Below are 24,550 nucleotides of genomic sequence, written 5' to 3'. Positions count from 1 at the left end.
CGCGCCAGGCAGTATCATGGCGCGATCAGACTGCCGCGCCAGGAGGCCAGGATGCTCTACCGAATCACCGCCGATGGCCTGGTGCTGTTGCACCTGGCGTTCATTGTGTTCGTGGTGGGCGGCGGGTTGCTGGTGCTCAAATGGCCGCGCCTGATGCTGTGGCACCTGCCCGCCGCGGCCTGGGGCGTGGCGGTGGAGGTGTTCCACCTGCCCTGCCCGCTGACGCACTGGGAAAACCTGATGCGCCAGGCCGCAGGGGATACGGGCTACGGCGCTGGCTTCATCGAACACTACCTATGGCCGATCATTTATCCGGCCGGGCTGACGCCGGCTATCCAGCTGGGACTGGGCGCTGCGGTACTGCTGGTGAACGTACTGGTCTATCTTCGATTGATCCGGCACAGGAAACGCCGACTGTAGCGCCTACGGCAAACACGAGGATCCGGGCCATGCTGTCCACTGAAGACCTGACGCTGCTGCAAGCGATCCGCGAGACCGGCAGCCTGTCGCGGGCCGCCGCCTACCTCGGCAAGGCGCCCTCGACGGTGTCCTATGCCGCGCGGCAACTGGAAGAACGCTTCGACGCCTTGCTGTTCGATCGCCGGCGCTACCGCCTGCAACTCACCCCGGCCGGTGAATTGCTGGTCAACGAAGCGGCGCGACTGATGCAGGACGTCTCGCGCCTGACCCAACGGGTGCAGCAAGTGGCCAATGGCTGGGAAAGTCGACTGTGGATCGTCACCGATGAACTGCTGGAGTTCGAAACCCTGATCCCGGTGATCCACGAATTCGATGCGCTGCGCTCCGGCGTACCGCTGCGCATCACCCAGGAAGTGCTCCGGGGGGTCTGGGAGGCCCTGCGTGAAGGCCGCGCGGACCTGATCATCGGCGCCACCAACGAACCGCCGGCCATCGCGTCCCTGCGCTGGATGCAACTGGGGCAAATGGAGTGGGTGTTCGCCGTTTCGCCCAGGCACCCGCTGGCCAAGGCCCGCGAACCGATCAGTCGCGCCGAGGTGGCGCAGCACCGGGCGATTGTCGTGGCCGACTCGTCCCGGGCCAGCGAAGGCAGTACCTACGGGGTCTCGGGTGGCCAGTCGGTGCTGGCCGTGCCGACCATGCGCGCGAAAATCCTCGCCCAGTGCGACGGTCTCGGCGTGGGCTGGCTGCCCAGGCATCGGGTCGGCTCGCTACTGGGCAATGGCTCGCTGGTTGAAAAGCAGATGGCGGACCCGCGCGAGCCGAACATCCTCTATGCCGGCTGGCGCGGCGATCACGACGGGCGGGCATTGGGCTGGTGGCTGGAAAAGCTCAAGCAATCGCAACTTTGCACCCGGCTGGTACAAGGCAGCGATCGGTTTGCCTGAGCCTCAGTTGGCAATCACGCTCATGTTGCGCCCGCTGGCCTTGGCCACGTACAGCGCCTTGTCGGCCGCCCCGATCAGCTCGCCGGTCTGGGCTTGCGACGCCGGATCGTAACCGCAGACCCCTACGCTGACCGTGACCTTGCCATCAGGACTTTCGCTGTGCGGCAAGCTGGCGGCCTGGACCGCATGGCGGATTTTCTCCGCCAGCAGAAAGGCGCCGACGTAGTCAGTCCCCGGCAGCACCACGGCAAACTCCTCGCCGCCAAAGCGCGCACCCAGATCGCCAGGGCGCTTGATGTGCTCGGTAATGATCCCGGCGATCTTGCGCAGGCACTCATCGCCGGCCAAGTGGCCGTAGCGATCGTTGAACGGTTTGAAATGATCGACATCGATCATCAGCAGGGCCAACCCTGTCACGTTGTGGCGGGCGCGGCTCATTTCCGCCTGGATGAACAGATCGAACTGGCGTCGGTTGGCCAGGCCCGTGAGCGCGTCCTCCAGCGCCAGCAACTCAAGGTTGCGATTGAGCTCCAGCAGCCGCTCCTGGGTGCCGAGCAAATCCGCCTGGATGCGGTCCTGCTTCTTCATCAACCTGATAAGGCGCAAGCCCAGCACCCCCAGTACCCCGAGCAGCAGCGCGACGATACCCACACTGAGCAACGACTGCTGGCGCCAGCTTGCCAACACCTCATCCTTGTTCAGCGCGGTGAAGACGATCAGCGGATAGCCCTCGACCCGGCGAAAGCCCACGACCCGCTCCACGCCATCCATGATCGACCGGACCGTGGCGGTGCCCGAACTGCCTTGTGGCAAAAGCCTTGTGAACAACGGACTCTTGGCCAGGTTGGTACCGATGTCCGCCGCGTGAAATGGTCGGCGCACGATGATGCTGGCATCGTTGGCGATCAGGTTGATCACGCCGTTCTTGCCCATGTCGATGCCATCGTACAGCTGCAGGAAATGGCTGAGGTAGATCGTCGCCAGCGCCACGCCGGCAAAACGGCCGTCCGGATAATTGATCCGCCGCGACACCGTCATGATCCATTCGCCGCTGGAGCGGCTCTTGATCGAAGGGCCGATGTGCGGTCCGCGGTCGGGATGATCGCGATGATAGATGAAGTACTCACGGTCGGAATTGTTCGCGCCCCCCACCTCGGCGCCATTGGAGTTGGCAATCCACTTGCCGTTTTCGTCATAGACGAACAGCCCATGGAGCTGGCTCAACTCACTGCGCTGGGCGCGCAGCAAGCGTTGCAGGCGATCGAGCCGACCCTGTTCGATACCGTCGTTCTCCAGGCGATCGACCAGGGTGAACAGCAGCGTGTCGGCTTGCTTGATTGCCGCCTGTGCCTGCGAGGCCAGGGTCTGCGCAAGGTTGGACATCGCTACTTCCTTGTCATGCAGATGGTACTGGCGCGAGTTCCAGGTTTCCCAGCTCACGATCACCACCATCGACAGGCAGACGGCAATCATCAGCGTCACCGCCGAGCGAGTCTTGAGCCTGGCGACGCCGTAGCGGTTTTTTTCGATACGCTCGTTGTTAGACGGATGCCCCATGAAATTCCCTGGATACTCATGCCATGGCGAATTGTCCCATTCGCCATTTTAACCACGACAAGTATACATGGGGCTGTTGCGACAATCCGCGCAGCGTTATTTCAGGCTCCCCGCCAGGAACTGCTGCAGCCGCTCGCTGCGCGGATGCTCCAGGACGCTTCCGGGTTCGCCCTGCTCCTCCACTCGGCCCTGATGCAGAAACATGACGTGGTTCGAGACCTGGCGGGCGAACGCCATTTCATGGGTGACCACCACCATGGTCCTGCCCTCCTCGGCCAGTTGCTGCATGACTTTGAGCACCTCGCCGACCAGTTCGGGGTCGAGCGCGGACGTCGGCTCGTCGAACAGCATCACCTGCGGCTCCATGGCCAGCGCCCGGGCAATGGCCACCCGCTGTTGCTGGCCGCCAGACAAATGCACCGGATACTGTCCTTGCACCTTGGCTGGCAGGCCGACCTTGGCGAGGTAATGCTGCGCCCGCTCCGTGGCCTGCGCCCGATCGACGCCGAGCACGCTCATCGGGCACTCGATGATGTTGTCCAGCACCGTCATGTGGCTCCACAGATTGAAGTGCTGGAACACCATCGACAGCTTGCTGCGCATGACCCGCAATTGCCCGGGATCGACCACGCACGGCTGTCCCCTGGCATCGCGACGGGTCCGAAGTTCTTCGGCATCGACAATGATGCGTCCGGCCGACGGCTGTTCGAGATGGTTGATGCACCGCAGAAACGTGCTTTTGCCGGATCCGGAGGAACCGATGATGCTGATCACGTCGCCGGCGCGGGCCTTGAGCGATACCCCCTTCAAGACTTCGTGACTGCCGTAGTTCTTGTGCACATCTTCAACGATCAATTTATACATTCGAGCAAGTCCAATAGGGGTCAGTGCGTGCGCGGCTGGAGGTACGCCAGCCAATGCAGTTCGCCACGACGAAACAGCCAGATCAGCAAAAATGCGCTGGCGGCATACAGCACCCCGGCAATACCGAAAGCGGTAAACGAGGCGTAGGTCGCCGAATTGACGTCGCGGGCAATCTTCAGCAGATCGGGGACCGTGGCGGTGAAGGCCACCGAGGTGGAATGCAACATCAGGATCACTTCGTTGCTGAAGAACGGCAGTGCCCGACGCAGGGCCGAGGGCAACACGATGCGCCGATAGAGGGTCCACCGCCCCATCCCGTAGGCCCTGGCGGCCTCGATTTCGCCATGGGGCGTGGCCCGGATGGCGCCGGCAAAGATTTCGGTCATGTAGGCACAGGTATTGAGCCCGAACGCCAGCACCGTGCAGTTGAAACCGTCACGGAAAAACGCGTTGAGAAAATCCTGGGAGCGGACCACATGCAGGCTGTACACCCCGGTGTAGAAGAACAGCAGCTGGATGTACAACGGCGTTCCGCGAAACACGTAGGTGTAGCACCAGACGGGCAAGCGCAGCAGCGGATTGCCACTGACGCGCGCAATCGACAACGGCAGCGCCAGCACAAACCCCATCACCACCGACAGGATCAGCAACCATAAGGTCACCGCCAACCCGGAAAAGTGCGGCCCGTCGCTCCACAGATAAGCCTGCCAATAGTCTTCGAGAATACCGGTCATAGCGCGGCCTTCCTGACACCGACCGAGTAGCGGTGCTCCAGCCACAGCAACACGACGTTGGACACGCTGGTAATCGCCAGGTAGATCAAGCCGCCCACGAGGGTGAAGTAAAAGAACTGCATCGAGCCCTTGCCCGCATCCTGGGTGGCCTTGACCACATCGGTCAGGCCGATGATCGATACCAGCGCCGTGGACTTGATCAACACCTGCCAGTTGTTGCCGATGCCCGGCAGCGCATGGCGCAGCATCTGCGGCAGGAGCACCTTGCGAAAGGTTTGCCCGCGACTCATGCCGTAGGCCCGCGCCGCCTCGACCTGGCCTGCCGGGACGGCCTGGAACGCACCCCGGAAGGTCTCGGTAAAGTAGGCCCCGTAGATGAACGCCAGCGTCACCACGCCCGCCACGAATGGGTCGATCTCGATTTGCCCGATGTCCAGCCAGTCGGTCATGCGGTTGAGCAGCATCTGCAGGCTGAAGAACAGCAGCAGCATGATCACCAGGTCCGGCATGCTGCGGATGACCGTCGTGTAGCCGGTGGCCAGCGCTCGCAACACGCGGTTGGACGACAGCTTGGAACTGGCACCGAGCAGCCCTGCCAGGACAGCGATCAGCAACGACCAGAGCGCCAGTTTGATGGTGGCCAGGGTGCCCAGCAGAATCTGCGGGCCAAAGCCTTCCAGAAGCATTTCACTCTCCTTCTTCTTATTGAGTGTTCTTATCGGATGGGGTGAAGAGGCATGCCGGTCATTTCGCGCCGTAGACGTCGAAGTCGAAGTACTTCTTGTTGATACGTTGGTAAGTGCCGTCGGCGAGAATCGCCGCCAGGGCCTTGTTCAAGTCCTCGCGCAACTCGACATCGTTCTTGCGCAGGCCAATGCCATCGCCCACGCCAAAAAATTCGGGATCGTCCAGGGTGGCGCCGGAAAACTCGTAATCCTTGCCCACGTCCGTGTTCAAGAATCCGTAACTGGCCTGGATCGAGCCCTGCAACGAGGCATCGAGGCGCCCCACCACCAGATCGGCGTACACCTGGTCCTGGTTCTGATAAGACAGGACTTCAACGCCCTTGGAACCCCACACGGCCTTGGCGTACGCCTCCTGCGTCGAGCCCTGCTCCACACCGATGCGCCTGCCCTTGAGCGACTCAAGGGTTGGCAGCAAACCCGAGCCGCGCTTGACCACCAGGCGAGCCGGCGCGTTCGACACCTTGTCGGTGAACGCAATCTGCTCCAGGCGCTTGGGCGTGACCGTCATCGAGGACGCCACCGCGTCGAACTTGCGCGCCAGCAATCCCGGGATCATCCCGTCCCAGCTGCTCTCCACCCAGACGCAGCGCGCCTGCAGCTGCGTGCACAGCGCCTCGGCGATGTCGACCCCGAAACCGGTGAGCGTGCCGTCCCGCTGCTTGTATTCCAGCGGTGGATAGGTGGGGTCCACCCCCAGTCTCAGGGTTTTGCCGGACCAGTCGGCCGCGCCAGCGAGGCTCGATGCCGTGAGGGCCACCAGTGAAACCGCTGCAAGTATCTTGTTCATGTCCTTCTTCTCCAGGCCGCAGTTGTTTTTGTAATGACAGGCGCTTGAAATGACGGTGTTTCAACGCAAAAAGCTTTCCACCAATTTGACCCAGTAACTCGCGCCGATCGGCAGGCAGGCGTCATTGAAGTCGTAGCCGGGGTTGTGCAGCAGGCAGCCGCTGTCCCCGTTGCCGTTGCCGTTGCCGATCACCAGGTAGCTGCCGGGGCACTTCTCCAGGATGAAGGCAAAGTCCTCACTGGCGGTGAAGGGGCGCAAGTCGTCGATCAACTGCTCGTCGCCCAACCAGTCACGGGCGACCGCCCGGGCAAACGCGGTCGACTCGGGATCATTGATCAGTACCGGATGGCAGTGCTGGTAATCGATCAGCGCCTGGGCACCGAAACTGGCGGCCTGTGCGCTGACCAGCGCGGTAATCCGCGATTCAAGCAACTGGCGAATCTCGGGGGTCAGTGCGCGCACACTCAGGCTCATCTCGGCGCTGGCCGGGATGACATTCGAGGCGCTGCCGGCATGAATGGAGCCTACGGTGATGATCGCCGTGTCTTGCGGGTTGACGTTGCGCGACACGATGCTTTGCAGGGCGATCACGATCGACGCGCAGACCACCACCGGGTCGACGGCCTTGTGCGGTACCGCGCCATGGCCGCCGGTGCCGATGACCTTGATCGTCACCGTGTCGGCAGAGGCCATGAATGGCCCGCTGTAGAACCCCAGGTGCCCGACGGGATGGCCCGGTACGTTATGCAGGGCGAAAATCGCATCGCAGGGGAAACGTTCGAGCAGGCCGTCCTCGAGCATTTTCCGCGCGCCGCCCAAACCCTCTTCCGCCGGCTGGAAAATCACCTGAATCGTGCCCTTGAACGCAAGGGTTTGCGCCAGATACCTGGCCGCCGTCAGCAGGGTTGCCGTATGCCCGTCGTGGCCACAGGCATGCATGACCCCGTCGTTGCGACTGGCGTAGGCCAGTCCTGTGGTTTCCTGAATCGGCAGTGCGTCCATGTCCGCACGCAAGCCGATGGACCGGCCCCCACCATTTTTCAGGGTGCCGACCACGCCCGTCTTGCCCACACCGGTGCTGACCTCGAATCCCCACTGGCGCAAACACCCGGCAACCAGTTCACTGGTGGCGAATTCTTCAAAGCCCAGTTCGGGATGGGCGTGAAGCCTGTGACGCAACGCAATCATTTCATCTTGTATCGCTGCAATACCTGGCAGCACTTGGCCGGCATCCATTGTGGTTCTCCTTCGATTGAGGCGGCGCGCCTTGTCAAGCGCTGCTGGAATCGATCTTAGGGAATGGACCCTGGGCTGGGGAGGCCCAGTTTGGTTATGATGACAACCATTGGTTGTCTGAAGGGTTAGCAGATGAAACTGCATCAATTACAAGCACTGATCGCCAGCGCCGAGACCGGCAGCATCCGCGCCGCCGCCCGTTCGCTGAACATCTCCCAGGCAGCCGTGACCAAGGCGCTACGGGAGCTGGAAACCAGCCAGCAACTGCCCTTGTTCAGCCGAACCCCCAGCGGCCTGAACTTCACCGAGTACGGCAAAGTCCTGCTGACCCACGCCCGGCTGGTGATCAAACAACTCGAACACGCGCAAACCGAACTCGATCACATGCGTGGCAAGGCCCAGGGCAGGCTTTGCGTCGGCGTCACGCCATGGATCGCCCTGACGTTCCTGCCTGAAGTGGTCCTGGCCTTTCGCGAGCGGATGCCGCACATCAGGCTGGAACTGTACGAAAGCCTGATGGCCGTGGCCCAACCGCTGCTGCGCGACGGCAGCATGGATTTCGCGATCGGCCAGTTGCACCCCGCGCAGACCACCCAGGAATTTGCCTGTGAGACCCTGCTCGACTACCAGACGTCGGTGCTGGTGCGCGAGGGCCATCCACGAAAGGACGCGCGCTCGATCCATGAACTGCTGGACCAGAACTGGACCTTGAACTATGCGCCGGACGGCCACGCCGGGTTGATGCAGGCGTTGTTCTGGCAACACGGCGCGCAGATCGACGAGAACCGCATCGTTCGCGCGCATTCGCTGGCCATCCTGCAGATGATGGTCGAACGGGCTGACATGTGCACTTGGGGCCCGTCCATCGTCAGCATTGCCCCGCCGTTCCTTGGGCGCCTGGTTGCCCTGGACCTGAACGAACAATTCGAATCCCGGCAGTTGAGCATCGTGACTCGCCGCAACGGCGCGTTAAGTAATTCGGCCCAGTGCTTCACCGAATGCCTGCTGCAAGTCATTCGTCGGCATGCGCGTTCGGCCAGGACGGAAGACCGGCAACTCTTCGAAACACTGCGCCTGCGGGTGTGAGCAGGCTCAGCTGAGTGGCGGTTTCAGGGATTCGAGCCACGCTGGATTCAATCGAGTTTGCCGGGTGTCGATGCCCAGCGCTTGCATCCGCGCCTCGTGCTGCTGCATTTCCCGGTGCAATTGCGCATCATCGCTGGAGTTACCGTCCAGTTGATGCATCTGGCTCAGTCCCAAGTGATAGAAACGCAACAGCTTCATGGCGTCTGGATTCCCCACTTCCACGGCGGCCTTGAGGTGGTGCATGACGTTAGTGATGCTCATCAGGCTGCGCTTGAGCTGCCAGCTGTAGACCGCCGGTGCCATCCATTCCTGGTGCCAGAACAGCTTGCGCATCAACCCGGCCATGATCAGTACCGCGGCGAACACCCCACCGATGTTGAAGCGCAGATTGTCCCCGCCGGGCTCGCCGAACAAGGTCACCGCCGCGGTGGACAGGGCCATCGCCAGCGCGAGGAAGATCAGCGCGATCATCACCGTGCTGCGCCGCGTCCGTTGCCGGTAGTCGTCGGCGTTCATCGGCTGGATTTCGAACATGACGTCGGGATTCCTTGGCTTCAATGGTATATAGGGTCGCAGGGTAAAAAGACCGCGGGCCATTATCGCCTCTGCGACGGATTTAGCTATGCTGGGGTTGCTTGTCATTTTTTCATCGTCAACAGGAGGACATGGCGACACCACGCAGTTCGTGCCATCTTCTTTCATGGAAACACTCTATTCGGATGCCATTCGTTGTTTCTGTAGGAATGACATCGTTTTAAGGATCTTTGAATGACCCAACGACAAGTAATCAATGCTTCGGTCAGCCCGAAAGGCAGCCTGGAAACACTCTCTCAACGGGAAGTCCAGCAACTGAGTGAAGCCGGATCCGGCAGCACCTACGACATCTTCCGCCAATGCGCCCTGGCCATCCTCAACACCGGCGCCCACGTCGATAACGCCAAGACCATCCTCGAAGCCTACAAGGACTTCGAAATCCGCATCCACCAGCAAGACCGCGGCGTGCGCCTGGAACTGCTGAACGCCCCGGCCGACGCCTTCGTCGACGGCGAAATGATTGCCAGCACCCGTGAAATGCTGTTCAGCGCCCTGCGCGACATCGTCTACACCGAAAACGAACTCGACAGCCAACGCATCGACCTGAGCACCTCCCAGGGCATCAGCGACTATGTCTTCCACTTGCTGCGCAACGCCCGCACCCTGCGTCCCGGTGTCGAACCGAAGATCGTGGTGTGCTGGGGCGGGCACTCGATCAACACCGAAGAATACAAATACACCAAGAAAGTCGGCCACGAACTGGGCCTGCGCAGCCTGGACGTGTGCACCGGTTGCGGCCCCGGCGTGATGAAAGGCCCGATGAAAGGCGCCACCATCGCCCACGCCAAGCAGCGTATCCACGGCGGGCGCTACCTTGGCCTCACCGAACCCGGGATCATCGCCGCCGAAGCGCCGAACCCGATCGTCAATGAACTGGTGATCCTGCCGGACATCGAGAAGCGCCTGGAAGCCTTCGTCCGCGTCGGCCACGGCATCATCATCTTCCCCGGCGGCGCCGGTACCGCCGAAGAGTTCCTGTACCTGCTCGGCATCCTGATGCACCCGGACAACCAGGGCCTGCCCTTCCCGGTCATCCTCACCGGGCCGAAACATGCCGCGCCCTACCTCGAACAGCTGGACGCGTTCGTCGGCGCCACCCTGGGCGAGGCCGCCAAGAAACACTACCAGATCATCATCGACAACCCGGCAGAAGTGGCCCGGCAGATGACCCAAGGCCTAAAGGCAGTCAAACAGTTCCGACGCGAACGCAACGATGCGTTCCATTTCAACTGGTTGCTGAAGATCGATGAAGGTTTCCAGCGACCGTTCGACCCGACCCACGAAAACATGGCCAACCTCAAGCTGAGCCGCGACCTGCCGGCCCACGAACTGGCCGCCAACCTGCGCCGCGCGTTCTCCGGCATCGTCGCCGGCAACGTCAAGGACAAGGGCATCCGCCTGATCGAAAAACACGGCCCGTACCAGATCCGTGGTGATGCAGCCGTGATGCAACCGCTGGACCAACTGCTCAAGGCCTTCGTCGCCCAGCACCGGATGAAATTGCCGGGTGGCGCAGCTTATGTGCCGTGTTATCGAGTGGTTGCGTGATCAAGTTGATGTAATTTGTTAAACACGAGCCGAAGCCAAATGCTTCGGCTCTTTGTTCCAGGGACAGGTAATCACCATGCGCCAACGCAATGCCGCCAGACTGCTGGTCATCAACCCCGACCGTCAGGTTCTGTTGTTTCGCTTCCAGCACAAGGGCGACGCTCTCGCCGGCCGCAACTACTGGGCAACGCCCGGTGGCGGATTGGAGGACGGTGAGACCTTCGAAGCGGCGGCGGTTCGGGAGCTGTTTGAGGAAACCGGTATGCAGGTCGACGCCCTAGGCGACAGTGTTGCGCAGGACCGCTTTTCGATGATGTTGCCCAGTGGCGAGACGGTGTTGGCGGTGGAGCAGTACTTTGTCGTGCGCGCGGAACATGAGCAACTGACGCGCGATGGCTGGACGGCCGAAGAGATGCGCGTGATGACTGAACACAAATGGTGGTCGATCGCCGAACTGCAGCAGACCAAGGAGACCGTGTGGCCGCAGGGTTTGATCGAGATGCTGGGGAAGGCTTGAGGATTGGTGGGCTGGCAGATTGTCTTCGCCGGCAAGCCAGCTCCTACAGGGTTGCGGGGTGCATGATGACTGGCGGTATTACACAGACCTGTAGGAGCCGGCTTGCTGGCGATTGCGGCGGTGAATGTGCCGCCGTCATCGCTGCGATGCGGCGGCCCGACAAGCCAGCTCCTACAGGAGAATGCGATTACCTGAGATCAGGTCGGCTCGTAGGCCGCCTCGCTTCGGCTTTGGCTTTGGCTTTGGCTTTGGCTTTGGCTTTTGATCTGGCTTTTGATTTTCTTGCCCCATCGTGAGGCTTCGTTCCGGTTCTGCGCAGTGGGCAACCCGGCATGGATGCCGGGTTAGCCGCGCTGGGCCAAGGATGGCCCATCGCGGCGGGCCCACGGAGCAGGACCGGAGCGAGGGCATGCCGAGCCACAGCGAGGCACCGAACGTCAGGGGCAAGAGCCCTTGGTTACTTGGGGCTCTTCCAAGTGACTCGCTGTAAGAGCGAAACCATAGGTGGCCGTTATGGCAGGAATGGATATGTACTCGGTCAACATAGAATCTCCCACAGTGGATCGGGTGCGGCCGCGAGAGATGGGGCGTCTGTCAGGACGCCATCGCTGGCAAGCCAGCTCCTACAGAATGTATGGTTGGCAATGAGGCTGGCAAAGACAGAGAGAAGAGGATCGACCGATGGACCACGTCAACCACATCCTGATCGTCGACGACGACCGTGAAATTCGCGAACTGGTCGGCAACTACCTGAAGAAAAACGGCCTGCGCACCACCGTGGTTCCCGACGGCCGGCACATGCGCAGCTTCCTCGAAAGCAACCAGGTCGACCTGATCGTGCTCGACATCATGCTCCCCGGCGACGACGGCCTGGTCCTGTGCCGTGAACTACGCGCGGGCAAGCACAAAGCTACGCCGATCCTGATGCTCACAGCACGCAACGACGAAACCGATCGTATCCTCGGCCTGGAAATGGGCGCCGACGACTACCTGACCAAACCCTTCGCCGCCCGCGAACTGCTGGCGCGGATCAACGCCGTACTGCGTCGCACGCGCATGCTGCCACCCAACCTGCTGATCAGCGAAAGCGGGCGGATGCTCGGCTTCGGCCGCTGGCGCCTGGACACCACCGCCCGTCATCTGCTGGACGAAGACGACACCCTGGTGGCCCTCAGTGGCGCCGAATACCGGCTGCTACGGGTATTGCTCGATCACCCGCAACGGGTGCTGAGCCGCGACCAGCTGCTCAACCTGACCCAGGGCCGCGACGCCGACCTGTTCGACCGCTCGATCGACTTGCTGGTCAGCCGCCTGCGCCAACGGCTCAAGGACGACTCCCGGGAACCGACCTACATCAAGACCGTGCGCAGCGAAGGCTATGTATTCTCCTACCCGGTGGAAATGCTCGACGCGCAACGTTGATCGGGATTTCTTTCAGAGAGTTTGTATCCGTTTGTATAGAAACCCGGTCTGGATACGCACAAGCCCATTTCGGACCGTTCAGGCACACATCAGCGATACACCCCGGCGTTTAACTGTGACCACCAGATAGCAACCGCTACTGACTTCACAATCACTAAAGCGCACGGAGAATTACCCATGTTCAACTTCTCGAAAGTTTCGTCCCTGGCACTCGGCCTGGCATTGGTTGGCGGCCTCGGTCTGTCGAACCTGGCCTCAGCCAACACCGCAAGTCTTGCGCCCAACAGCCCGATCGCGGCATTGCTGGCGGAAGGCGGTTCGGACCGGTTGCAACAAAATCGCGTGGCTGAGGGTGGATCGGACCGCCTGATCGAGAACCGTGTCGCTGAAGGTGGTGCCGATCGTCTGCAGGAACTGCGCGAACGCGTTGCCTCGATCCCGAGCAACGCCGTGCGCGGCGGTGTGATCGTCGCCGAAAACCGCGCCGAGTTCGGCTCGAAATATCAGCGCTACTGATCGCCTCGACTGACCGGTTCCCATCGCGAGCAAGCTCGCCCACAGTTTTAATACAAGGATCACTGTTCTCGATAACGACTATGCGTACAGGTGTTTTTTCATCGCGATGCTCCAGCCCTACAGTGGCTACATCTTCTTCCCACGCTCTGGAGCATCATCATGAAAAGCATCATCGGTATCGGCTTCGCTCTTGCGGTTCTTGGCAGCACTGGCGCCATCGCCGCCCCACACGCCACCGCGCCCATCGTTGCAGCGGTGAAAGTCAGCCAACCGGCCGCACAGAACATGAACACCGTCAGCGCTGACCACAAGGACAAACTCTACGTCGCGGAAAACCGTCCTGAGTTCGGCTCCAAATATCAGCGCTATTGATCAACGGCCTTGGGCTGTTTGAAACAAGAAACCCCGCCAAACGCGGGGTTTCTTCATTGGTGCGACGTTTACGCTGTTGCCAGGCGCGCGGCCAACGCCTTGGCCTGACTGGCCACGTCGGTGACGGCAGTACTCTCCCACCACATCCCGCGTAACGGTGGTCCCATGGCAAACAACCGGCTGGCAGCCTGGCCATCGGCATCCAGCACCGCACCGTCGACCTCTGCGGCAATGCCCAGCGCCAGGTGCCCTGGCCGGATCAGCCCGCGCGCCAGCAATTGCCGGGGCAACGGTCGAGCCACCCGGCGCCAGTCATATTCGATGCCGCTGGAGTTGATCAACGCCGCGCCACTGATTACCACCGTTTGCGCGTCACCCCGACGGCGGATGCGAATGCTCACTCCGCTACCCGAAGAAGGCTCCAGCCCTTTGAACGACGCCGCCTGAATCCGCAACCGCCCTTGCCCGTGCAGGCGCTCCACCAGCTCGGCGCTCAACGGCGGCGAGCGATGGTGATGGCTTTCCCACCACGGCCGTACATGCCTGACGAACTGACGGCGTTGCACGTCGCTGGCCTGGTTCCACAAGCGCCCGATGTGCACCCGCACCGTGTCCAGCGGTGCCTGCCAGTCGATGCCCTGGGCGATGGCGTCGCGGCAATGCCGGCGCAATTCACGCACCAGCTGTCGCGGCGTGCGAATGCTCGGGTCGGCCGCCAGGAAATCGACCCAGGCCGGTGGCTGCCGGCGCACATGGGGCAGCAGGCCGTGGCGGGAAAACACTTCGATCGGCCCGCGATGCCCGGCTTGCTCCAGCGAAACCACGGCATCGACCATGGTCAGGCCCGAGCCGATGATCAGCACCGTCGACTGCGGATCGAGCTGCTGCATCGCGGTCACATCCCACGGGTCGAGCGCCGCCGCGTTCAACCCGCTGGACTCAGTCTGCGGCGTGCGCGCAGCCGGAAACATCCCGGTAGCGAGCACGGCAAAAGCACCCTGCAGGCGCTGGCCGTCGCTCAAGGTCAAGCGCACCGATTGCGCATCGGTTTGCAGATCGACCACCTCGGCCCGCACATGCTCGACCGTTGAGCCGCTCAACGCTCCCAGCGCTTGCGCCTCGGCCAGGCGTTGCTGCACATACAGGCCGAAAATCCCCCGGGGCGGGAACAGCTCGCTGATCGGTACATGCTGCTCATCCGACTCCGGCCAGCCACCGGCCGCAATGAAGTCAGTGAGCCATTGGGTCAGGTCATCGGCGTTGTCCGGATCGACGCTCATGCGCGCCGCGTTGCCGTTAAGCGTATGCCCCAGCTCCACGGCGCTATAGGCCTCGCCGCGGCCGAGTTCGGCGCGCGGTTCGATCACCAGCACCCGGCGCTTGCCCGGCAGGCGCAACAACTGCGCGGCCAGCATCGCGCCGCTGAGGCCGCCGCCGATGATCAGGATGTCTGCGTGACGGATGGCGTCGCTCGCCTGTCCGTTTCGGGTTTCACTCATGCCGTTCTCACTGATCAGTGTTTATCCTCGACGATAATAGGCGCCAAACCCATGGAAGGCTCATCGAGCAGGACCAAAGTAGGATGCGTCGGTCGAGGTCTGGGGATGGTCTTGCTGGCGTCATCGCGAGCAATCTTGCTCCTACAGATTTGTGGCGGTCACAGAATTGGTGAACGACTCAGGAACCTGTAGGCGCTGGCTTGCCGGCGATGGCGTCTAGGCCGACGCCGCCTTCTTCTCCTGTTGACGCAACGCCGCCAGGTCGCGATAACCGCTGCCCGGATGAATATCCGGCAGACGCGGCCCCTCGCCAAACAACTTCTCGCGCAGGGTCCCAGGCGCATATTCGGTCTTGTACACCCCGCGCTTCTGCAGCTCCGGCACCAGCAATTCCACGGCGTCGATGAAGGTTTCGTGGGTCAGGGCATAGGCCAGGTTGAAGCCATCGACATCGGTCTCCTCGACCCATTCCTGCAACAGATCGGCAACGGTCTCCGGGCTGCCGACAAACAGCGGTCCAAAACCACCGATACCGACCCAGTCGGCCAGTTCATTCGGCGTCCAGACCTTGTTCGGGTCGGCCGTGGAGAACGCTTCCACTGCCGATTGAATGGCGTTGGTGTGCACATGCTTGAGCGGTTCATCCGGTTTGAACTGGCTGAAATCAATGCCGGTCCAGCCGGAGATCAACGCCATAGCCCCTTCGTAGCTGACCCAGGTCTTGTATTCCTCGAACTTGGCCTTGGCCTTGGCGTCGGTCTCGCCGAGGATCACCGTCTGCAGGTTGAAAATCAGGATCTTCGACGGATCACGCCCCGCCTGCGCCGCGCGGCGGCGGATGTCGGACACGGTTTTTTTCAGCAGCACTTTCGACGGCGCGGCAACGAACACGCATTCGGCATGCTCGGCGGCGAACTGCTTGCCGCGGCTCGACGCGCCGGCCTGATACAAGACCGGGGTGCGTTGCGGCGAGGGCTCGCAGAGATGGATCCCCGGCACCTGGAAGTGTTTGCCGACGTGCTGGATCTCATGGATTTTGCTCGGGTCGCTGAAAATCCGTCGCTCGCGATCGCGCAGGATGGCGCCCTCTTCCCAGCTGCCCTCCCACAGCTTGTAGCAAACTTGCAGATACTCCTCGGCGAAATCGTAGCGGGCGTCGTGTTCGGTTTGGGTTTTCTGCCCGAGGTTCTTCGCCCCGCTCTCCAGGTACGAAGTGACGATGTTCCAGCCGGCGCGGCCCTTGGTCAGGTGATCGAGGGTCGACAGGCGCCGGGCGAACGGGTACGGATGCTCGAACGACAGCGACGCGGTCAGGCCAAAGCCCAGATGTTCGGTGACCAGCGCCATCGGCGGGATCAGTTGCAGCGGGTCGTTGACCGGCACCTGGGCGGCCTGGCGGATCGCCGCATCGCCGCTGCCGTTGTAGACGTCATAGATGCCGAGCACATCGGCGATGAACAGCCCATCGAACTTGCCGCGTTCGAGGATTTTCGCCAGGTCAGTCCAGTATTCCAGGTCCTTGTACTGCCACGAGCGATCCCGCGGGTGCGCCCACAGCCCCGGCGACTGGTGGCCGACACAGTTCATGTCGAAAGCATTGAGACGAATTTCACGGGCCATCAAACGGTACTCCGAAAGCCTTGGGGGGATAGATACCCAGTGCTTTGCAGGAGTCATGCCTTAAAATAATCTACTTACATTTCAATAGAATAGGAGACATTCAAAGAAACACTTACAGCTTTAAAGCAGCAAAGTGTCGATCCGCTGTTGATGAGCCAACAGTCAAATCACCACGTTTCGCACGAACCGCACCGCTACCGGCCCATCGTTGCGATAGGAGTGAGGCTGGTTACTGGCAAACATGAAGAACTCGCCGGCGGCGATCTTGTGCGGCACCTCGCCGACCATCACCGTCAGGCAACCTTCGAAGACGTAGAACTGTTCGCTCCAGCCATCGGCGTCCGGCTCCGAGGGGTAATGCTCGCCCGGTTCGAGGCGCCATTCCCAGAGTTCGACTTCACGGCTCGCGTTGGCTTTCGCCAGCAACACCGCCTTGCTGCCTGGGATCGTACCGGCCCAGGCCAGCTCGTTGATGCGGCTGTGGTCGCGCACATCGGGGGCCTGGATCAGGTCGCTGAAGGCCACGTCCAGCGCTTCGGCCACCCGGTCGAGGGTGGTCAGGCTGACGTTCTTTTCGCCGGCCTCGATGGCCACCAGCATCCGCCGGCTGACTCCGGATTTTTCCGCCAACGCGGTCTGGCTCATGTCGGCGGCATGGCGCATTCGACGAATGTTCTGACTGACGTGCTGCAGGACCGAAGCCCGGGGCGAGGAATCTTTGTGCACTATATTGCTCACTTGGTGATGTTGCGCAGTATACTGCCCAACTTGCGACGCATTGTGCGTCCCCCTCAAATAGTGTGCAAGATCATGACGTCGGCGAACTCCTCCCAGGCTTCCTCCCGTTTCCTGCGGCTCAGCAAGGCCGAGTGCGTGCTGGTACTGATCACCATGGTCTGGGGCGGCACCTTTTTGCTGGTCCAGCATGCGATGACCGTCAGCGGCCCGATGTTTTTCGTCGGCCTGCGCTTTGCCGCCGCCGCGATCATCGTCGCCCTGTTCTCCTGGCGCAGCCTGCGCCATCTGACCCTGTTCGAACTCAAGGCCGGGGCTTTTATCGGCGTGGCGATCATGCTCGGTTACGGCTTGCAGACGGTAGGGTTGCAGAGCATTCCCAGCAGCCAGTCGGCATTCATCACCGCGTTGTACGTGCCCTTCGTGCCGCTGCTGCAATGGCTGGTGCTGGGGCGTCGTCCGGGGCTGATGCCCAGCATCGGCATCATGCTGGCCTTTACCGGGTTGATGCTGCTGTCGGGACCTTCCGGCGCAGCGCTGAACTTCAGCCCCGGTGAAATCGCCACGTTGATCAGCGCCATTGCCATTGCGGCGGAGATCATTCTGATCAGCAACTTCGCCGGCCAGGTCGATGTAAAACGGGTGACCGTGGTGCAATTGGCGGTGACTTCGGTGCTGTCGTTGCTGATGGTGGTGCCAACCAACGAGGCTATTGCGGATTTCTCCTGGTTGCTGCTGTGCAGTGCCTTGGGGTTGGGCGCGGCGAGTGCGGCGATACAGGTGGCGATGAACTGGGCGCAGAAGAGTGTTTCGCCGACCCGGGCGACCTTGATCTATGCCGGTGAGCCGGTGTGGGCCGGGATTGTCGGGCGGATCGCCGGGGAGCGGCTGCCGGCGATTGCCTTGCTGGGAGCCGGGCTGATTGTGGCGGCGGTGATTGTCAGTGAGTTGAAGACCAAGGGTAAAAATGCTGTTGAGGTTGAAGAGGCACTGGAAGGCGAAAGCGGCAACTGAACAGCAAGATCAAAAGATCGCAGCCTGCGGCAGCTCCTACAGGGGTACGCGTTTCCATGTAGGAGCTGCCGCAGGCTGCGATCTTTTCTGCGCCACCTCTGAAACAATGTGAAGCAAGACTTTTCCGTCTACCTTGTAGGATTCTGCGACAGCTTGGCGTTTGGCGATCCGGGAGCTGGCACGTATGATGCTTCATAAACTTCCGCAGATTAGAAGCCTATGTCCCTGATAGTTCTACTGCTTCTGCCTTTTTTAGGCAGCTGTCTGGCAGCGGTGCTGCCACACAACGCGCGCAATACCGAATCGCTCCTGGCGGGCCTGGTTGCCCTGATCGGCACTGTCCAGGTCGCCCTCCTGTACCCGCAAATCGCCCATGGCGGGGTAATCCGCGAAGAATTCTTCTGGCTGCCGAGCCTTGGCCTGAACTTCGTCCTGCGCATGGACGGCTTCGCCTGGCTGTTCTCGATGCTGGTGCTGGGCATCGGTACGCTGGTGTCGCTGTACGCCCGCTACTACATGTCGCCGGACGACCCGGTGCCGCGGTTCTTCGCGTTTTTCCTGGCGTTCATGGGCGCCATGCTCGGGCTGGTGATCTCCGGTAACCTGATCCAGATCGTATTTTTCTGGGAGCTGACCAGCCTCTTCTCGTTCCTGTTGATCGGCTATTGGCACCACCGCGCCGATGCGCGACGCGGCGCGTACATGGCGCTGATGGTCACCGGTGCCGGGGGATTGTGCCTGCTGGCGGGGGTCATGCTGCTTGGCCATGTGGTCGGCAGCTATGACCTGGACAAGGTCCTGGCCGCCGGCGAGATGATTCGCGCACATGCCCTCTACCCCATCCTGCTACCCCTGATCCTGATCGGCGCACTGAGCAAAAGTGCGCAATTTCCCTTCCACTTCTGGCTGCCCCACGCCATGGCCGCGCCGACTCCGGTATCGGCCTACCTGCATTCGGCGACCATGGTCAAGGCCGGGGTGTTCCTGTTGGCCCGGCTATGGCCGTCGCTGTCCGGCAGCGAAGAATGGTTCTACATCGTCAGCGGCGCCGGCGCCTGCACCCTGTTGCTCGGTGCCTATTGCGCGATGTTCCAGAACGACCTCAAGGGCCTGCTGGCCTACTCGACCATCAGCCACCTGGGCCTGATCACCCTGCTGTTGGGCCTGAACAGCCCGCTGGCCGCCGTGGCCGCGGTGTTCCACATCCTCAACCACGCCACGTTCAAAGCCTCGCTGTTCATGGCCGCCGGGATCATCGACCACGAAAGCGGCACCCGCGATATTCGCAGGCTCAGTGGCCTGTTCAAGCTGATCCCGTTCACCGCCACCCTGGCCATGGTCGCCAGCGCCTCGATGGCCGGTGTACCGCTGCTCAACGGTTTCCTGTCCAAGGAGATGTTCTTCGCCGAAACCGTGTTCATCAACGCCACGGCCTGGATCGAAGCCACCCTGCCGATCGTCGCGACCATCGCCGGGACCTTCAGCGTCGCCTACTCCCTGCGTTTCACCGTGGACGTGTTCTTCGGCCCGACTGCCACCGACCTGCCCCACACCCCCCACGAGCCACCGCGCTGGATGCGCGCGCCGGTCGAGTTGCTGGTGTTCACCTGCCTGGTGGTGGGGATTTTCCCGGCGCAAGTGGTCGGCCCGTTGCTCGCTGCCGCTGCGCAGCCGGTGGTGGGCGGCACCCTGCCGGAGTACAGCCTGGCTATCTGGCACGGCCTGAACGCGCCGATGATCATGAGCCTGATCGCCATGTCCGGCGGCATCCTCTTGTACCTGCTGCTGCGCAATCAGCTCAAGCGCGGTCGTTTCCGCTATCCACCGCTGATTGGCCGGCTCAACGGCAAGCGTCTGTTCGAACGCTTGCTGGTGATCAAGATGCGCCTGGCCCGACGCCTGGAGCGGCGGATCAGCACCCGGCGCCTGCAAACCCAATTGTTCCTGATGGTGCTCGCCGCGGTCCTGGCCGGGTTGATCCCGATGCTGCACAGCAGCCTGCATTGGGGCGATCGGCCGAAGATCCCGGGCTCGATCGTGTTCGTCATCCTCTGGCTGCTGGCGATTGCCTGTGCCCTCGGTGCCGCGTACCAGGCCAAGTATCACCGTCTGGCCGCCCTGACCATGGTCAGCGTGTGTGGCCTGATGACCTGCGTAACCTTCGTCTGGTTCTCGGCCCCGGACCTGGCATTGACGCAACTGGTGGTCGAAGTGGTGACCACGGTGCTGATCCTGCTGGGCCTGCGCTGGCTGCCACGGCGGATCGAAGAGGTTTCGCCGCTGCCAAGCAGCCTGCGCAAGGCGCGCATCCGCCGTATCCGCGACCTGCTGCTGTCGGCCGTGGTCGGCGGCGGCATGGCATTGCTGGCCTACGCGATGCTGACCCGGCAGACGCCGAACGACATTTCCTCGTTCTACCTGAGCCGCGCCCTGCCCGAAGGCGGCGGCAGCAACGTGGTCAACGTGATGCTCGTGGACTTCCGTGGCTTCGACACCCTGGGTGAAATCACCGTGCTGGTGGCGGTGGCCCTGACCGTGTTCGCCCTGCTGCGGCGTTTCCGCCCGCCCAAGGAAAGCCTGCAGTTGCCGGCCCAGCAGCGCTTGCTCGCGCCCGACGTGGTCACCGACCTGGTCAACCCGCGCCACGCCAGTGACACCGCGCTCGGCTTCATGATGGTCCCGGCGGTGCTGGTGCGCCTGTTGCTGCCGATCGCGCTGGTGGTCTCGTTCTACCTGTTCATGCGCGGCCATAACCAGCCGGGGGGCGGCTTTGTCGCAGGCCTGGTGATGTCGGTGGCGTTCATCCTGCAATACATGGTCGCCGGCACCCAGTGGGTCGAAGCGCAAATGAGCCTGCGACCGCTGCGCTGGATGAGCGTCGGCCTGCTGTTCGCCACCGTCACCGGGCTCGGCGCGATGGTCGTCGGGTATCCGTTCCTGACCACCCACACCTGGCACTTCGAGCTGCCGCTGCTGGGTGACATTCACATTGCCAGCGCCCTGTTCTTCGACGTTGGCGTGTATGCCGTGGTGGTCGGTTCGACGCTGTTGATCCTCACCGCACTCGCCCACCAATCGGTGCGGGGCCACAAGACCGCGGCCCAGCCCAAAACCGCCGTCATGAAGGAGGCTGTCTGATGGAAGAAGTCATCGCCATCGCCATCGGCGTCCTGGCCGCGTCCGGCGTCTGGCTGATCCTGCGTCCACGGACGTTCCAGGTGGTCATGGGCCTGTGCCTGCTGTCGTATGGCGTCAACCTGTTCATCTTCAGCATGGGCAGCCTGTTCATCGGCAAGGAGCCGATCATCAAGGATGGCGTGCCCCAGGATCTGCTGCACTACACCGACCCGCTGCCGCAAGCGCTGGTACTGACCGCGATCGTCATCAGCTTCGCCATGACCGCGCTGTTCCTGGTGGTCTTGCTGGCTTCCCGGGGCCTGACCGGCACCGACCATGTGGATGGCCGGGAGCCTAAAGAATGAATCCGTTGTCGCACCTGATCGTCGCGCCCATCCTGCTGCCGCTGCTGACCGCCGCGATCATGCTGATGCTCGGCGAGAAACATCGCCCGCTCAAGGCGAAAATCAATCTGTTCTCCAGCCTGCTCGGGCTCGGTATTTCCGTTGTGCTGCTGCAATGGACGCAAAGCACTGAAATCGCCGGCTCCATCGGCGTGTACCTGCCGGGCAACTGGCAAGTGCCGTTCGGCCTGGTGCTGGTGGTCGATCGCCTGTCGGCACTGATGCTGGTACTGACCGGCATCATCGGCGTCTGCGCCCTGCTGTTCGCCATGGCGCGCTGGGACAGTGCCGGTTCGAGCTTCCACGCGCTGTTCCAGATCCAGTTGATGGGCCTGTACGGCGCCTTCCTCACGGCGGACCTGTTCAACCTGTTCGTGTTCTTCGAAGTGCTGCTGGCCGCCTCCTACGGCCTGATGCTGCATGGCTCCGGGCGGGCGCGGGTATCGTCGGGGTTGCACTACATTTCGATCAACCTGCTGGCCTCGACCCTGTTCCTGATCGGCGCGGCGCTGATCTACGGCGTTACCGGCACCCTGAACATGGCCGACCTGGCACTGAAGATCCCGCTGGTGCCGGAGGCCGATCGCGGCCTGCTGCACGCGGGCGCGGGCATCCTGGCGGTGGCGTTCCTGGCGAAGGCCGGGATGTGGCCGCTGAATTTCTGGCTGGTGCCGGCGTACTCCTCGGCCAGCGCGCCGGTGGCGGCGATGTTCGCGATCATGACCAAGGTCGGCATCTACACCTTGCTGCGCCTGTGGACCCTGCTGTTTTCCGGTCAGGCCGGGGCCTCGGCGTACTTCGGTGGCGACTGGCTGATCTACGGCGGCATGGCCACCATCGTCTGCGCGGCACTGGCGATCCTCGCGGCGCAACGCCTGGAACGCATGGCCAGCCTGAGCATCCTGGTGTCGGCGGGGATCCTGCTGTCAGCCATCGGCTTCGCCCAGCCCAACCTCATCGGTGCGGCGCTGTTCTATGTGGTCAGCTCGACCCTGGCGCTGAGTGCGCTGTTCCTGCTGGCGGAACTGATCGAACGTTCGCGCTCGGCCAACGAAATCCCCCTGGAGGATGAAAACGAAATGCTGCCTCGGCCGCTGGAATCGTTGCATCCGGTCAAGGGCATTAACCTCGACGACGACCAGAAAGCCGTGGTCGGCCAGGTGATTCCCTGGACCATGGCGTTCCTCGGCCTGAGCTTCATCGCCTGCGCCCTGTTGATCATCGGCATGCCACCGCTTTCCGGGTTCATCGGCAAGCTCAGCCTGCTCAGCGCCCTGCTCAACCCGATGGGCCTGGGCAACGGCGGCGACGCGCCGGTCTCGAATGCTGCGTGGGGCTTGCTGGCGTTGCTGATCCTCTCGGGACTGGCATCATTGATCGCCTTTTCCCGGGTGGGCATCCAGCGTTTCTGGACTCCGGCGGAACGCCCCTCGCCCGTGCTGCGGCGCCTGGAATGCGTACCGATCCTCGCCCTGCTGGGCCTGAGCATCCTGCTGACGTTCAAGGCCGAGCCGCTGTTGCGCTACACCCAAGCGGCGGCCAACGCCTTGAACAACCCGCAGCAGTATGTGATGGCGGTGCTCGGCACCCGCGCGGTGCCAAGCCCTGAGGCCAAGGCGGCGCTGCTGGAGGTGCAACCATGAAGCGCCTGTTGCCTGCGCCGTGGCTATCGCTGGCCCTGTGGCTGTTGTGGTTGCTGCTGAATCTGTCGCTGAGCCCCGGCAACTTGCTGCTGGGTGCGCTACTGGGGTTTTGCGCGCCGTTGATGATGCGCAAGTTGCGCCCGCTGCCGATCCGCATCCGCCGGCCCGGGGTGATCCTGCGTCTGTTCCTGCTGGTGGGTCGCGATGTGCTGGTGTCCAACCTGGCGGTCGCCATTGGCGTGCTCAATGCCGGCCGCCGGCCGCCGCGTTCGGCGTTCATCAAAGTGCCGCTGGACCTGCGCGACGCCAACGGCCTGGCCGCGCTGTCGATGATCTGCACGGTGGTGCCTGGCACGGTCTGGTCGGAACTGGCGCTGGACCGCAGCATCCTGCTGTTGCACGTCTTCGACCTGGATGACGAAGCGCTGTTCATCCAGCACTTCAAGGCGACCTACGAGCGCCCCCTGATGGAGATTTTCGAATGAGCAGCCTGCTGGCGAACGCGATCCTGCTGAGCCTGTTCCTGTTTTGCGTGGCGATGATCCTGACCCTGATCCGCCTGTTCAAGGGACCGTCGGCCCAGGACCGGGTTTTGGCCCTGGATTACCTCTACATAGTCGCGATGCTGATGATGCTGACGCTGGGCATTCGTTATGCCAGTGACACCTATTTCGAGGCCGCGTTGCTGATCGCGCTGTTCGGCTTCGTCGGCTCGTTTGCCCTGGCCAAATTCCTCCTGCGTGGCGAGGTGATCGAATGAGTGCGCCCTTGTCCCTGTGGGTCGAAATACCCGTGGCCATCCTGCTGGTGCTCAGCAGCCTGTTCGCCCTGGTGGGCGCCATCGGCCTGGTGCGGATGAAGGATTACTTCCAGCGCATGCACCCACCGGCCCTGGCCTCGACACTGGGCGCCTGGTGCGTGGCCCTGGCCTCGATCATCTTCTTTTCGGCGCTCAAGTCAGGGCCAGTCCTGCACGCCTGGCTGATTCCTATCCTGCTGGCGATCACCGTGCCGGTGACCACCCTGCTGCTGGCCCGCGCGGCGTTGTTCCGCAAGCGCATGGCCGGGGATGATGTGCCGGCGGAGGTGTCGAGTCGGCGTACGGAAAGCGGGGGCTGAGCAAAAGATCGCAGCCTCCGCCAGCACCTGTAGGAGCGAGCTTGCTCGCGAAA

General features: G+C 62.4%; 25 protein-coding genes and 1 pseudogene. 15 read left to right on the top strand and 11 right to left on the bottom strand.

The window, feature by feature from the left end; all coding sequences use genetic code 11:
- The first annotated feature begins 51 nt into the window (after window positions 1–51).
- Both ACYP2Q_RS25350 and ACYP2Q_RS25345 read left to right on the top strand, forming a co-directional pair.
- Entirely contained in the window at window positions 52–420 is a 369-nt protein-coding gene (locus ACYP2Q_RS25350; RefSeq protein ID WP_459732986.1) for a DUF2784 domain-containing protein, read from the top strand.
- A 29-nt stretch (window positions 421–449) separates the two neighbouring features.
- Window positions 450–1,367 carry a LysR family transcriptional regulator gene (locus ACYP2Q_RS25345; protein WP_459732985.1) on the top strand — a complete coding sequence of 306 codons (918 nt, stop codon included), beginning with the start codon at window positions 450–452 and terminating at the stop codon, window positions 1,365–1,367.
- A 3-nt stretch (window positions 1,368–1,370) separates the two neighbouring features.
- Here the strand turns inward: ACYP2Q_RS25345 and ACYP2Q_RS25340 are convergent, their stop codons facing one another.
- The 6 genes from ACYP2Q_RS25340 to ACYP2Q_RS25315 form a co-directional block, all read right to left on the bottom strand.
- The gene (locus ACYP2Q_RS25340) at window positions 1,371–2,924 is read right to left on the bottom strand and encodes a sensor domain-containing diguanylate cyclase (RefSeq protein ID WP_459732984.1); all 1,554 of its coding nucleotides are present in this window, start codon (window positions 2,922–2,924) and stop codon (window positions 1,371–1,373) included.
- 96 nt (window positions 2,925–3,020) lie between these two features.
- The gene (locus ACYP2Q_RS25335) at window positions 3,021–3,788 is read right to left on the bottom strand and encodes an ABC transporter ATP-binding protein (protein WP_459732983.1); all 768 of its coding nucleotides are present in this window, start codon (window positions 3,786–3,788) and stop codon (window positions 3,021–3,023) included.
- Between the two features lie 20 nt (window positions 3,789–3,808).
- Entirely contained in the window at window positions 3,809–4,522 is a 714-nt protein-coding gene (locus ACYP2Q_RS25330) for an ABC transporter permease (RefSeq protein WP_459732982.1), read from the bottom strand.
- Window positions 4,519–5,208, bottom strand: coding sequence for an ABC transporter permease (locus tag ACYP2Q_RS25325; protein ID WP_459732981.1), 690 nt, complete (start codon window positions 5,206–5,208; stop codon window positions 4,519–4,521). Before ACYP2Q_RS25325 ends, ACYP2Q_RS25330 begins: the two co-directional genes overlap by 4 nt.
- A 58-nt stretch (window positions 5,209–5,266) precedes the next feature.
- On the bottom strand, window positions 5,267–6,055 hold the full coding sequence (locus ACYP2Q_RS25320; RefSeq protein WP_459732980.1) for an ABC transporter substrate-binding protein: 789 nt from the start codon (window positions 6,053–6,055) through the stop codon (window positions 5,267–5,269).
- A gap of 60 nt (window positions 6,056–6,115) precedes the next feature.
- A complete protein-coding gene (locus tag ACYP2Q_RS25315; protein WP_459732979.1) occupies window positions 6,116–7,291 on the bottom strand; it encodes a M20 aminoacylase family protein in 1,176 nt (391 codons plus the stop codon).
- A 132-nt stretch (window positions 7,292–7,423) separates the two neighbouring features.
- Between ACYP2Q_RS25315 and ACYP2Q_RS25310 the strand changes: the two genes are divergently transcribed.
- On the top strand, window positions 7,424–8,377 hold the full coding sequence (locus ACYP2Q_RS25310) for a LysR family transcriptional regulator (protein WP_459732978.1): 954 nt from the start codon (window positions 7,424–7,426) through the stop codon (window positions 8,375–8,377).
- Between the two features lie 6 nt (window positions 8,378–8,383).
- On the opposite strand, the gene ACYP2Q_RS25305 is transcribed toward ACYP2Q_RS25310, so the two are convergent.
- The gene (locus ACYP2Q_RS25305; protein ID WP_459732977.1) at window positions 8,384–8,911 is read right to left on the bottom strand and encodes a DUF3087 family protein; all 528 of its coding nucleotides are present in this window, start codon (window positions 8,909–8,911) and stop codon (window positions 8,384–8,386) included.
- A 234-nt stretch (window positions 8,912–9,145) separates the two neighbouring features.
- Here ACYP2Q_RS25305 and ppnN point away from each other — a divergent pair, with 234 nt between their 5' ends.
- The 5 genes from ppnN (at window position 9,146) to ACYP2Q_RS25280 (ending at window position 13,346) form a co-directional block, all read left to right on the top strand.
- Window positions 9,146–10,519 (top strand): nucleotide 5'-monophosphate nucleosidase PpnN, encoded by a 1,374-nt coding sequence (gene ppnN, locus ACYP2Q_RS25300; protein ID WP_323608044.1) that lies wholly within the window; start codon window positions 9,146–9,148, stop codon window positions 10,517–10,519.
- Window positions 10,520–10,595: 76 nt separating this feature from the next.
- A complete protein-coding gene (locus ACYP2Q_RS25295; protein ID WP_459732976.1) occupies window positions 10,596–11,036 on the top strand; it encodes an NUDIX hydrolase in 441 nt (146 codons plus the stop codon).
- A 681-nt stretch (window positions 11,037–11,717) separates the two neighbouring features.
- The gene (locus ACYP2Q_RS25290) at window positions 11,718–12,458 is read left to right on the top strand and encodes a response regulator (protein ID WP_459732975.1); all 741 of its coding nucleotides are present in this window, start codon (window positions 11,718–11,720) and stop codon (window positions 12,456–12,458) included.
- A 177-nt stretch (window positions 12,459–12,635) separates the two neighbouring features.
- Window positions 12,636–12,974 carry a hypothetical protein gene (locus ACYP2Q_RS25285; RefSeq protein WP_459732974.1) on the top strand — a complete coding sequence of 113 codons (339 nt, stop codon included), beginning with the start codon at window positions 12,636–12,638 and terminating at the stop codon, window positions 12,972–12,974.
- A 159-nt stretch (window positions 12,975–13,133) separates the two neighbouring features.
- Complete coding sequence (locus tag ACYP2Q_RS25280; RefSeq protein ID WP_459732973.1) at window positions 13,134–13,346, top strand: hypothetical protein; 213 nt, start codon at window positions 13,134–13,136, stop codon at window positions 13,344–13,346.
- Between the two features lie 68 nt (window positions 13,347–13,414).
- Here ACYP2Q_RS25280 and ACYP2Q_RS25275 read toward each other — a convergent pair whose 3' ends face one another.
- The 4 genes and pseudogenes from ACYP2Q_RS25275 to ACYP2Q_RS25260 all read right to left on the bottom strand — a co-directional run bounded on the left by ACYP2Q_RS25275 (window position 13,415) and on the right by ACYP2Q_RS25260 (window position 17,191).
- Complete coding sequence (locus ACYP2Q_RS25275; protein ID WP_459732972.1) at window positions 13,415–14,845, bottom strand: FAD/NAD(P)-binding protein; 1,431 nt, start codon at window positions 14,843–14,845, stop codon at window positions 13,415–13,417.
- 23 nt (window positions 14,846–14,868) lie between these two features.
- A pseudogene (locus tag ACYP2Q_RS25270) lies at window positions 14,869–14,952 on the bottom strand (ABC transporter ATP-binding protein); the annotation flags it as partial.
- Between the two features lie 109 nt (window positions 14,953–15,061).
- Window positions 15,062–16,465 (bottom strand): LLM class flavin-dependent oxidoreductase, encoded by a 1,404-nt coding sequence (locus ACYP2Q_RS25265; RefSeq protein WP_459732971.1) that lies wholly within the window; start codon window positions 16,463–16,465, stop codon window positions 15,062–15,064.
- 162 nt (window positions 16,466–16,627) lie between these two features.
- Entirely contained in the window at window positions 16,628–17,191 is a 564-nt protein-coding gene (locus tag ACYP2Q_RS25260) for a helix-turn-helix domain-containing protein (protein WP_459732970.1), read from the bottom strand.
- Between ACYP2Q_RS25260 and ACYP2Q_RS25255 the strand changes: the two genes are divergently transcribed.
- The 7 genes from ACYP2Q_RS25255 (at window position 17,186) to ACYP2Q_RS25225 (ending at window position 24,497) form a co-directional block, all read left to right on the top strand.
- A complete protein-coding gene (locus tag ACYP2Q_RS25255; RefSeq protein ID WP_459732969.1) occupies window positions 17,186–18,214 on the top strand; it encodes a DMT family transporter in 1,029 nt (342 codons plus the stop codon). The genes ACYP2Q_RS25260 and ACYP2Q_RS25255 overlap by 6 nt on opposite strands.
- 219 nt (window positions 18,215–18,433) lie before the next feature.
- Window positions 18,434–21,352 (top strand): monovalent cation/H+ antiporter subunit A, encoded by a 2,919-nt coding sequence (locus ACYP2Q_RS25250; RefSeq protein ID WP_459732968.1) that lies wholly within the window; start codon window positions 18,434–18,436, stop codon window positions 21,350–21,352.
- Complete coding sequence (locus ACYP2Q_RS25245) at window positions 21,352–21,696, top strand: Na+/H+ antiporter subunit C (protein ID WP_007986256.1); 345 nt, start codon at window positions 21,352–21,354, stop codon at window positions 21,694–21,696. The genes ACYP2Q_RS25250 and ACYP2Q_RS25245 overlap by 1 nt, the downstream gene beginning before the upstream one ends.
- Window positions 21,693–23,378 (top strand): monovalent cation/H+ antiporter subunit D, encoded by a 1,686-nt coding sequence (locus ACYP2Q_RS25240; protein WP_459732967.1) that lies wholly within the window; start codon window positions 21,693–21,695, stop codon window positions 23,376–23,378. Before ACYP2Q_RS25245 ends, ACYP2Q_RS25240 begins: the two co-directional genes overlap by 4 nt.
- A complete protein-coding gene (locus tag ACYP2Q_RS25235) occupies window positions 23,375–23,863 on the top strand; it encodes a Na+/H+ antiporter subunit E (protein ID WP_459732966.1) in 489 nt (162 codons plus the stop codon). The genes ACYP2Q_RS25240 and ACYP2Q_RS25235 overlap by 4 nt, the downstream gene beginning before the upstream one ends.
- Window positions 23,860–24,138 (top strand): K+/H+ antiporter subunit F, encoded by a 279-nt coding sequence (locus tag ACYP2Q_RS25230; protein ID WP_046817574.1) that lies wholly within the window; start codon window positions 23,860–23,862, stop codon window positions 24,136–24,138. The genes ACYP2Q_RS25235 and ACYP2Q_RS25230 overlap by 4 nt, the downstream gene beginning before the upstream one ends.
- Window positions 24,135–24,497 carry a Na+/H+ antiporter subunit G gene (locus tag ACYP2Q_RS25225; protein WP_459732965.1) on the top strand — a complete coding sequence of 121 codons (363 nt, stop codon included), beginning with the start codon at window positions 24,135–24,137 and terminating at the stop codon, window positions 24,495–24,497. The genes ACYP2Q_RS25230 and ACYP2Q_RS25225 overlap by 4 nt, the downstream gene beginning before the upstream one ends.
- Window positions 24,498–24,550 lie beyond the last annotated feature (53 nt).

This window comes from Pseudomonas sp. MHK4 (genome assembly GCF_054600775.1).
This window is presented reverse-complemented; position numbering and strand designations above follow the sequence as displayed.